The following is a 10,638-nucleotide window of genomic DNA, read 5'->3' as shown; positions in this document are numbered from 1 at the left end:
CGATCAGATAAGTGAGGTGGTCGGCAAGCATCGCACCAGAAAGTTAACAGCCCGGCGCTCCGTTTACAACCACTTCTCGCCCCCACAAACAAAAATGCCGTTCAGCGCTAACTGAACGGCATTAGCCTCCGCGCCGGGTTTTTTGTCGTCTGCCGCTCGAATCTGCAAATGAAAAAGGCGCGCTCCGGTGAAGGAGCGCGCCTTTGCACTTACGCCGCGCGAACGCTTACTTCTTGCGTTGCGGCGGCAAGTCCGTGCATACGCCTTCGTACAACTCGGCGGCCATGCCGACCGATTCGCCGAGCGTCGGATGCGGGTGGATCGTCTTGCCGATGTCGGTTGCGTCCGCGCCCATCTCGATCGCGAGACACACTTCGCTGATCAGATCGCCCGCATTCAGACCGACGATGCCGCCGCCGATCACACGATGCGTCTCTTCATCGAAGATCAGCTTGGTGAAGCCCTCGTCGCGGCCATTCGCGATCGCGCGGCCGGAAGCGGCCCACGGGAACACGGCCTTGCCGAACTTGATGCCTTCGGCCTTGCACTGGTCTTCGGTCTTGCCGGCCCACGCCACTTCCGGATCGGTGTAGGCCACCGACGGAATCTGCATCGCGTCGAAGTACGCCTTCTCGCCATGCGCCACTTCCGCCGCGACGTGGCCTTCGTGCACGGCCTTGTGCGCGAGCATCGGCTGGCCGACGAGATCGCCGATCGCGAAAATGTGCGGCACGTTGGTGCGCATCTGCTTGTCGACGTTAATAAAGCCGCGATCCGTCACCGCCACGCCGGCCTTGTCCGCGCCGATCTTGCCGCCGTTCGGGCTGCGGCCGACCGCGAGCAGCACGAGGTCGTAACGCTGCGGTTCGCTCGGCGCCTTCTCGCCTTCGAAGGTCACGTAGATGCCGTCTTCCTTCGCTTCGGCCTTGGTCGTCTTGGTCTTGAGCATCACGTTCGTGAAACGCTTGGAGTTGAACTTCTCCCAAACCTTCACGAGATCGCGGTCCGCGCCGAGCATCAGGCCGTCGAGCATTTCGACGACGTCGATGTCCGCGCCGAGCGTCGAATAAACGGTCGCCATTTCCAGTCCGATGATGCCGCCGCCCACCACGAGCATGCGCTTCGGAAGCTGACGCAGTTCGAGCGCGCCGGTCGAATCGACGACACGCGGATCGTCCGGGAAGAACGGCAGCTTCACCGCTTGCGAGCCCGCCGCGATGATCGCCTGCTTGAACTTCACGACCTTCTTGCCGTCCGCGCCCTGCACTTCCATGTGATTCGGATCGACGAAATTGCCCACGCCCGTCACGACCTGCACCTTGCGCGCCTTCGCCATGCCCGCGAGACCGCCTGTCAGCTTCTTGACGACGCCTTCCTTGAAGCCGCGCAGCTTGTCGAGATCGACCTTCGGCTCGCCGAAGCTGATGCCGTGCGCCGCGAGTTCCGCCGCTTCGTCGATGACGAGCGCCGTGTGCAGCAGCGCCTTCGACGGAATGCAGCCGACATTCAGACACACGCCGCCCAGCGTCGAATAACGCTCGACGAGCACCGTCTTCATGCCGAGGTCGGCGGAACGGAACGCCGCCGAATAGCCGCCGGGACCGGCGCCGAGCACGAGCATGTCGCATTCGACATCCGCCGAGCCGGAGTAGCTGCCCGCTTGCGGCGCGGGAGCCGGGGCGGCCGCGGGCGCCGCTTTCTGAGGCGCGGGAGCGGGCGCCGCAGCGGCGGACGCGCCGCCTTCCAGCGTCAGCACGAGCGTGCCTTCCGACACCGTGTCGCCGACCTTCAGCTTCACTTCCTTCACCGTGCCCGCTGCGGGCGAAGGCACGTCCATCGTGGCCTTGTCGGATTCGAGCGTGATGAGCGACTGCTCCTTCTCGACCGTATCGCCCGGCTTCACGTGCACTTCGATGACCGGAATGTCCTTGAAGTCGCCGATGTCCGGCACCTTCACGTCCTGCACGCCGCCACCGCCCGCGGCCTTCGCGGGTGCGGCGGCCGGCGCCGGCGCGGCGGCGGGCGCCGCGGCAGCGCCCGCGCCTGCGGTTTCGACCATCGCGATGACCGAGCCTTGCGAAACCTTGTCGCCCTGCTTGACCTTCACTTCCTTGATGGTGCCCGCAAAATCGGCGGGCACTTCCATCGTGGCCTTGTCGGTTTCGAGCGTGATGACGCCCTGTTCCTTTTCGATGCTGTCGCCGGGCTTGATATTGACTTCGATGACATCGACATCGGAGAAGTCGCCGATGTCGGGTACTTTTAGTTCGACGAGACTCATGTTGTCCCCTAAGAGATGTGCGGATGGAACCCCAGGGCAATGCCCCGAGGTTCCGCCGTCGGCCAGATCAAACGATCAGAGAATGACGCGACGGAAATCGCCCAGAATCGCCGACAGATAAGCGTTGAAGCGCGCGGCGGCCGCACCGTCGATGACGCGATGGTCGTATGACAGCGACATCGGCAGCGTGAGGCGCGGCACGAACTGCTTGCCGTCCCACACCGGCTTCTGATAGCCGCGCGACAGGCCGAGGATCGCGACTTCGGGCGCGTTGATGATCGGCGTGAAGTGCGTTCCGCCGATCCCGCCCAGCGACGAAATCGAGAAGCAGCCGCCCTGCATCTGATCGGGCTTCAGCTTGCCGTCGCGCGCGAGCTTCGACAATTCCGCCATTTCCTTGGCGATATCGACGAGGCCCTTCTTGTCCGCGTCGCGGATCACCGGAACGACGAGGCCGTTCGGCGTATCGGCCGCGAAACCGATGTGGAAGTACTTCTTAAACACGAGGTTGTCGCCGTCGAGGCTCGCGTTGAAGTCCGGGAACTTCTTGAGCGCCGAGACCACGGCCTTGATGACGAACGCGAGCATCGTGAACTTCACGCCCGCCTTTTCGTGTTCCTTGTTCAGCTTGACGCGCAGTTCTTCGAGCTCGGTGATGTCGGCTTCGTCGTTGTTCGTGACGTGCGGAATCATCACCCAGTTGCGATGCAGGTTCGCACCCGAGATCTTCTTGATGCGCGACAGCGGCTTCGGATCGACCGGGCCGAACTTCGTGAAGTCGATCTTCGGCCACGGCAACAGACCCAGCTCGCCGCCGCCACCGCCAGCCGGTGCAGCCGCCGCGGGCGCCGCGCCCTGACCCGACATCACGCCCTTGACGAACGCGGTGATGTCGCCTTGCGTGATGCGGCCCTTCGGACCGGAGCCCTTCACACGCGTCACGTCGACACCGAGTTCGCGCGCGAACTTGCGCACCGACGGCGACGCGTGGCTCGACGTGCGCGTGCCGTCGCCGGCCGGAATCGCGGGCGCCTGCGCGAGCGCGGACGGCGGTTCCTTCGGCGCGGGCGCCGGGGCAGCGGGCGCATCCGAGGGCACTTCCTTCTGCGCGGCCGGCGCGGGCGTCGGAGCGGGAGCGGCAGCCGCGCCGCCTGCACCGCCTTCCAGCACGAGGATCAGCGAGCCTTCGGAAACCGTGTCGCCGACCTTGACCTTCAGTTCCTTCACCGTGCCCGACGCCGGACTCGGGACGTCCATCGTCGCCTTGTCGGATTCGAGCGTGACGAGCGACTGCTCCTTCTCGACCTTGTCGCCGACCTTCACGCCGATCTCGATGATCGGAATGTCCTTGAAGTCGCCGATGTCCGGCACCTTCACTTCGGTCGTGCCGCCGCCCGAAGCGGCCGGAGCTGCAGCCGGCGCGGGCGCGGCGGCAGGAGCCGGAGCCGCCGCCGGAGCCGGTGCAGCAGCGGCGCCGCCGCCTTCCAGCACGACGATGAGCGTGCCTTCCGACACGTTGTCGCCGACCTTGACCTTCACTTCCTTCACGGTGCCGGCCGCCGAACTCGGGACGTCCATCGTCGCCTTGTCGGATTCGAGCGTGACGAGCGACTGCTCGGGTTCGACCGTATCACCCACCTTGACCAGCACCTCGATCACGGGGATGTCCTTGAAATCGCCGATGTCCGGCACTTTGACTTCGATCGCTTGACTCATTATTAGTGTCTCCTGGGTCGCACGCGGGCCTCCTTCCGCTTCGGAAAGAGGCCGCGTCACAACGCACGGGGGCGATGCCTTTAGACGGTCATCGGGTTGGGTTTGGACGGGTCGAGGTTGTACTTCTTGATCGCCTCAGCGACGACCTTGCGCTCGATCGTGCCTTCGTCGGCCAGCGCGTTCAGCGCGGCCAGCGTCACCCAGTAGCGGTCGACTTCGAAGAAGTGGCGCAGCGCCTCGCGCGTGTCCGAACGGCCGTAGCCGTCGGTGCCGAGCACCACGAACTTGTTCGGCACATAGCCGCGAATCTGGTCGACGAGCGCACGGATGTAGTCCGTCGATGCGATCACCGGGCCCTTCGCGCCCTTGAGCAGCGCGCTCACGTGCGGCACGCGCTTCTCTTCCGCCGGGTGCAGCAGGTTCCAGCGCTCGCACGCCTGACCGTCGCGGGCCAGTTCGGTGAAGCTCGGCACGCTCCAGAGATCGGCGCTGACGCCCCAGTCGTTCTTCAGGAGATCCGCGGCGGCGATCACTTCGTTGAAGATCGTGCCCGCGCCCAGCAGTTGCACGTGCCCCTTGGCCGGAGCATCGGACTTCTTGAACGCGTACATGCCCTTGATGATGTCGGAAGCCACGGCATCGCCTTGCGGGATCGCCGGATGCTCGTAGTTCTCGTTCATCACGGTGATGTAGTAGTACACATCCTCCTGCTCCGCGACCATGCGGCGCAGGCCGTCCTGCATGATGACCGCGAGTTCGTAACCGAACGTCGGGTCGTAGCTCACGCAGTTCGGGACGGACGCCGCCCACAGCAGCGAGTGGCCGTCTTCGTGCTGCAGGCCTTCGCCGTTGAGCGTCGTGCGGCCCGCCGTGCCGCCGAGCAGGAAGCCGCGCGAACGCATGTCGCCCGCGGCCCACGCCAGATCGCCGATGCGCTGGAAGCCGAACATCGAGTAGAAGATGTAGAACGGGATCATGATCTCGCCGTGCGTCGAGTACGACGTCGCGGCCGCGATCCAGTCGCACATGCCACCGGCTTCGTTGATGCCTTCCTGCAGGATCTGACCCGTCTCCGATTCCTTGTAGAACATCAACTGGTCGGAGTCTTCCGGAATGTACTTCTGGCCGTCCTGATTCCAGATGCCGATCTGGCGGAACAGGCCTTCCATGCCGAAGGTACGCGACTCGTCCGGCACGATCGGCACGACGCGCTTGCCGAGCGCCTTGTCCTTCAGCAGGATGTTCAGGATCCGCACGAAGGCCATCGTCGTGGAGATTTCGCGGCCTTCGCCCGTGCCCTTGAGCAGCGGTTCGAATGCGGACAGCGCCGGCACCGGCAGCGATTCCGCCTTCTCGCGGCGCGCCGGCAGATAGCCGCCCAGGTCCATGCGCTTCTGACGCATGTATTCCAGTTCCTTCGAGCCTTCCTCGAACGTGAGGTACGGCACGTCGGCGATTTGCTCGTCGGTCAGCGGCAGGCGGAACTGGTCGCGGAATTTCTTCAGCGTGTCGATCGGCAGCTTCTTCTGCTGGTGCGTGATGTTCATCGCCTGACCGTGCTCGCCCATGCCATAACCCTTGATGGTCTTGGCGAGGATGACGGTCGGCGCGCCCTTCGTCTTCGTGGCGGCGTCGAACGCGGCGTAGATCTTGTGCGGATCGTGGCCGCCGCGGTTCAGGTTCCAGATGTCTTCATCGGACCAGTCGGCGACCAGCGCCTTCAGTTCCGGCGTGTTGAAGAAGTGCTCGCGCACGAACGCGCCCGACTCCGACTTGTACGTCTGGTACTCGCCGTCGACGACTTCCATCATGCGGCGCATCAGCGCGCCGGTCTTGTCGCGCGCGAAGAGCGCGTCCCAGCGGCTGCCCCAGATGACCTTGATGACATTCCAGCCCGCGCCACGGAATTCGCTTTCCAGTTCCTGGATGATCTTGCCGTTGCCGCGCACCGGGCCGTCCAGACGCTGCAGATTGCAGTTGATGACGAACACGAGATTGTCCAGGCGCTCGCGGCCGGCCATGCCGATCGCGCCGAGCGATTCCGGCTCGTCCGTCTCGCCGTCGCCGAGGAACGCCCAGACCTTGCGGCCTTCCGTCTTCGCGATCCCGCGCGCCGCCATGTACTTCATGAAGCGCGCCTGATAGATCGCCATGATCGGGCCGAGACCCATCGACACGGTCGGGAATTGCCAGAAGTCCGGCATCAGCCACGGATGCGGATACGACGAGATGCCCTCGCCGCCCACTTCCTGGCGGAAATTGTTCAGTTGCTTCTCGGTCAGGCGGCCGAGCAGGAACGCGCGCGAGTACACGCCCGGCGACGAATGGCCCTGCACGAACACGAGATCGCCGCCATGTTCTTTCGACGGGGCGTGCCAGAAGTGGTTGAAGCCGACGTCATACAGCGTCGCGGCGGAGGCGAACGAAGCGATGTGGCCGCCGACGTTGGTGTCCTTGCCCGCGCGCAGCACCATCGCGATGGCGTTCCAGCGCGTGTACGAGCGGATGCGGTGTTCGAGGTCCTGATCGCCCGGATTCTTCGCCTGCGCGGCGACGGGGATCGTGTTGATGTACGGCGTGTTCGCCGAGAACGGCAGGTGCTCGCCATGTACGCGAGCGAATTCGATCTGTTTCTCGATCAGGTAGTGCGCGCGATCAGGACCGACCGCGGAAATCACGCCGTCGAGCGCGTCGAGCCACTCGGCGGTTTCCTGAGGATCGTCGTCCTTGGCGTTGGCGACATATTTGAGAACTTCGTCGGGTACAGCGGACATGCTCGTCTCCTGATGTGAGGAACACTCTGAGAACCGCCGGCGCGCGCCCGATCGAAGGCGGGCACTGGCCGCGTGCCGGCAATTCTAAAGAGGGTCCAGACCATGACGCAAGGAATTTTTCAAATCATGAGAGCTAATCTCACCATGCGAAAAATTGCTGCAACGCACCGTCCCATAACACTTTTTTGTTCAGATGTTTCTCCTCCTTTTCCGGCATTTGAGGCGTCTTTACCGTCTTTTTACGCCAATTAACAATCAGGCGCTGCGTTACAATCGCTTCCATGTTGACCGAACGGCTGATCAAACGCTCGGCGCGGGTCGGGCGCAAGCCGACCGACGCCTCGCCCTCCCGCTGGCACCACGGCCCGTGGTGGTCGAACTCCTATTTACTCACGCCGCTCATTTCGATCCTGGTATTTCTGGTCGTGATGAGTCTGATTCTCTGGAGTCTCAACCGGCGCGAGCAGCAGCAGCAGGAAGACACGCTCTACCGCAACGTCGCGTGGGCGCAGCAGCAAATCCGTCTTTCCATGACGGGCGCGCAGGAGCAGATTCAGGCGCTTTCGCGCGACATCGCGACGGGTCACGGCGACCCGCAAACCTTCCAGACTTCGTCCACGGACATCATGCAGGGGCATCCCGAGATCCTCTACATGAACTGGTACACGAGCGAGCATAAGCCGCGCTGGCCGAATACGCCGCTGCCCGTGCTCGGATCGCGGCTCGCGAAACCCAACGAAACGCAGATGGACGAGGCCGTGCAGGCCGCTTTCGACGAAGCGCGCACGACGCGCCGTCAAGTCTACTCGCCGCTGCTCTACGATGATCTCGGGAATGGATACATCACGTTGCAGACGCCAGTATTTCGCGATCGCGAATTTCTGGGCTCGATTGCCGCCGTGTTTTCGATCGAAGGCATCCTGAAGCACGACATTCCCAGCGAGCTGTCGGCGAAGTACAAGATCTCCATCACCGACCTGAACAACCGCGAGCTCGCTACCACGTCGAGCCGTCCGCGTCTGCCGCGCGACATGTTCTACGACCTGCCGCTCGATCCGCCGGGTCAGGGCCTGTCGGTGCGCGTGTACTCGTATCCGCAGCTCACGAACTTCACCAATAACACGCTCGTCTGGCTCGTCGCCGGCCTGTCGTGCTTCGTGCTGTGGAGTCTCTGGAGCCTGTGGAAGCACACGCGCCAGCGCTTCGAGGCACAACAGGCACTCTACGCCGAAGCGTTTTTTCGCCGCGCGATGGAAAACTCGGTGCTGATCGGCATGCGCGTGCTCGACATGCACGGCCGCATCACGCACGTGAACCCCGCGTTCTGCCGCATGACGGGCTGGGACGAGAGCGATCTCGTCGGCAAGAACGCGCCGTTCCCGTACTGGCCGCGCGACGCGTATCCCGAAATGCAGCGCCAGCTCGACATGACGCTGCGCGGCAAGGCGCCCTCGTCCGGCTTCGAACTGCGCGTGCGCCGCAAGGACGGTTCGTTCTTCCACGCGCGGCTGTACGTCTCGCCGCTGATCGACAGTTCGGGCCGGCAGACCGGCTGGATGTCGTCGATGACGGACATCACCGAGCCGAAGCGCGCGCGCGAAGAACTCGCCGCCGCGCACGAGCGCTTCACCACCGTGCTCGAAAGCCTCGACGCCGCCGTCTCCGTGCTCGCCGCCGACGAAGCCGAACTGCTCTTCGCCAACCGCTATTACCGGCATCTGTTCGGCATCCGTCCGGACGGCCATCTGGAACTCGCGGGCGCCGCGTTCGACGGCGGCGCGCAAAGCTCGTCCGACACCATCGACATGGTCGACACCTACGCGGGCCTGCCCGCCACCGCGCTCACCGAAAGCTCGGCGGACGCGCAGGAAGTCTATGTCGACGGCATCCAGAAATGGTTCGAGGTGCGCCGCCAGTACATTCAGTGGGTCGACGGCCATCTCGCGCAGATGCAGATCGCGACCGACATCACGCAGCGCAAGCAGGCGCAGGAACTCGCGCATCAGCAGGAAGAAAAGCTGCAGTTCACGAGCCGCCTGATGACGATGGGCGAAATGGCGTCGTCGCTCGCACACGAACTGAATCAGCCGCTCGCCGCGATCAACAACTATTGCTCGGGCTGCGTCGCGCTGGTGAAATCGGGCCGCATGACGCAGGAAACGCTGCTTCCCGTGCTCGAAAAGACCGCGCAGCAGGCCGTGCGCGCGGGCATGATCATCAAGCGCATCCGCGAGTTCGTGAAGCGCAGCGAGCCCAAGCGCCAGGCGGCGCGCGTCGCGGATATCGTCGCGGACGCGGTCGGTCTCGCCGAAATCGAGGCGCGCAAACGCAAGATCCGCATCGTCACCGAAATCCGCTCGCGCATGCCGGTGATCTACGTCGACCCGGTTTTGATCGAACAAGTGTTGGTCAACCTGTTGAAAAATGCGGCCGAGGCGATGCATGATGCGAAACCAAACGCCGTCGATCCGGTGATTCGCGTCGTCGTTCAGCGCATGGACGGCGGCTTCGTGTGCATCAGCGTGGTCGACCAGGGTCCGGGCGTGGACGAGGCAACCGCCGAGCGCCTCTTCGAGCCGTTCTACAGCACCAAGTCCGACGGCATGGGCATGGGGTTGAACATTTGCCGCTCGATCATCGAGTCGCATCGCGGACGCCTTTGGGTGGTCAACAACGTCGAAGCGGACGGCCACGTGACCGGCGCGACCTTCCACTGCAGTTTGCCGATCGGCGAAGTGGACGGCAGCTCGGGCACCGGCGGCACGGATGCGCAGGACGAACATACGAGACAACAAACAGTTACGGGAGAACTATGAGCACAGTCACCACCCAGGAAACCGTCTTCGTCGTCGACGATGACGAAGCCGTGCGTGATTCCTTGCGCTGGCTGCTCGAAGCAAACGGCTATCGCGTGCAGTGTTTCTCCAGCGCGGAATCGTTCCTCGACGTCTACCTGCCGATCTCGCATGCCGGCGCGATTTCCTGCCTGATCCTCGACGTGCGCATGGCGGGCATGACGGGGCTCGAGTTGCAGGAGAAGCTCATCGCCGAGAATTCGCTTTTGCCGATCATCTTCGTGACCGGTCACGGCGACGTGCCGATGGCCGTTTCGACGATGAAAAAAGGCGCGATGGATTTCATCGAAAAGCCGTTCGACGAAGCCGAACTGCGCAAGCTCGTGGAACGCATGCTGGAAAAGGCGCGCAGCGAAAGCACCAGCGTGCAGCAGCAGCGCGCCGCCGCCGAGCGCCTGGGCAAGCTGACCGCGCGCGAGCATCAGGTGCTCGAGCGCATTATCGCGGGGCGCCTCAACAAGCAGATCGCCGACGATCTCGGCATCAGCATCAAGACGGTGGAAGCGCATCGCGCGAACATCATGGAAAAGCTTTCCGTGAACACCGTCGCCGATCTGCTGCGTCTCGCGCTGTCGAACAAGCCCCAGCAGTAACGGCTGGCGCTCTCCCTTTCGCGGCCGGCATCGTCATGCCGGCCGCGTTTTCATGGCGCGCCCGGCCTCTCGCGCGCACGCTTTTCTTCCGTCAAATCCCCGTTGTCCGGCAGAGTAAAACGTGATATCTCCTGTATCACGTTGACATACATGGAGGCCGGCCCTTGAGTGGGCGAGGCCCTCGCTACCGGACATTGGTCATGCGCGACAAGACGTCTGCAACGTCCTTGCTCGACAGTCGAATGTTTGACGTCGATCGCTTCGAAGCCGGCGCCCTCTCCCGCATCGCTCCCTCTCTTTCATCAAGCACTGCGCATCAGTTCGCTGCCTACTGGCAAGCAACGGGCGCATCGCGCGTGCACAGGAGGACTTGATCTTGAAACAATCCCCTCACACTGTCGTCGCGCAACACGCGCGCG

The 10,638-nt window shown here is 63.6% G+C and carries 6 protein-coding genes and 1 pseudogene; 2 read left to right on the top strand and 5 right to left on the bottom strand.

Annotation, left to right across the window (positions count from 1 at the left end):
* Window positions 1-226: 226 nt before the first annotated feature.
* The 5 genes and pseudogenes from lpdA to NOV72_RS32445 form a co-directional block, all read right to left on the bottom strand.
* Window positions 227-1,966 carry a dihydrolipoyl dehydrogenase gene (gene lpdA, locus NOV72_RS24710; protein ID WP_342753431.1) on the bottom strand — a complete coding sequence of 580 codons (1,740 nt, stop codon included), beginning with the start codon at window positions 1,964-1,966 and terminating at the stop codon, window positions 227-229.
* Window positions 1,967-2,068: 102 nt separating this feature from the next.
* A pseudogene (locus NOV72_RS33090) lies at window positions 2,069-2,281 on the bottom strand (biotin/lipoyl-containing protein); the annotation flags it as partial.
* Window positions 2,282-2,356: 75 nt separating this feature from the next.
* A complete protein-coding gene (gene aceF / locus NOV72_RS24705) occupies window positions 2,357-3,997 on the bottom strand; it encodes a dihydrolipoyllysine-residue acetyltransferase (protein WP_106857177.1) in 1,641 nt (546 codons plus the stop codon).
* An 80-nt stretch (window positions 3,998-4,077) separates the two neighbouring features.
* Window positions 4,078-6,771 carry a pyruvate dehydrogenase (acetyl-transferring), homodimeric type gene (gene aceE / locus NOV72_RS24700; RefSeq protein ID WP_106857176.1) on the bottom strand — a complete coding sequence of 898 codons (2,694 nt, stop codon included), beginning with the start codon at window positions 6,769-6,771 and terminating at the stop codon, window positions 4,078-4,080.
* A gap of 139 nt (window positions 6,772-6,910) precedes the next feature.
* Window positions 6,911-7,054 (bottom strand): hypothetical protein, encoded by a 144-nt coding sequence (locus NOV72_RS32445; RefSeq protein ID WP_181291154.1) that lies wholly within the window; start codon window positions 7,052-7,054, stop codon window positions 6,911-6,913.
* Between NOV72_RS32445 and fixL the strand changes: the two genes are divergently transcribed.
* Complete coding sequence (gene fixL / locus NOV72_RS24695) at window positions 7,053-9,587, top strand: oxygen sensor histidine kinase FixL (protein WP_106857175.1); 2,535 nt, start codon at window positions 7,053-7,055, stop codon at window positions 9,585-9,587. The genes NOV72_RS32445 and fixL overlap by 2 nt on opposite strands.
* Window positions 9,584-10,219 carry an oxygen response regulator transcription factor FixJ gene (gene fixJ / locus NOV72_RS24690; RefSeq protein ID WP_106857174.1) on the top strand — a complete coding sequence of 212 codons (636 nt, stop codon included), beginning with the start codon at window positions 9,584-9,586 and terminating at the stop codon, window positions 10,217-10,219. The genes fixL and fixJ overlap by 4 nt, the downstream gene beginning before the upstream one ends.
* Window positions 10,220-10,638: the final 419 nt, after the last annotated feature.

Source organism: Caballeronia novacaledonica, from assembly GCF_900258035.1.
GTDB classification, from domain to species: domain Bacteria; phylum Pseudomonadota; class Gammaproteobacteria; order Burkholderiales; family Burkholderiaceae; genus Caballeronia; species Caballeronia novacaledonica.
This window is presented reverse-complemented; position numbering and strand designations above follow the sequence as displayed.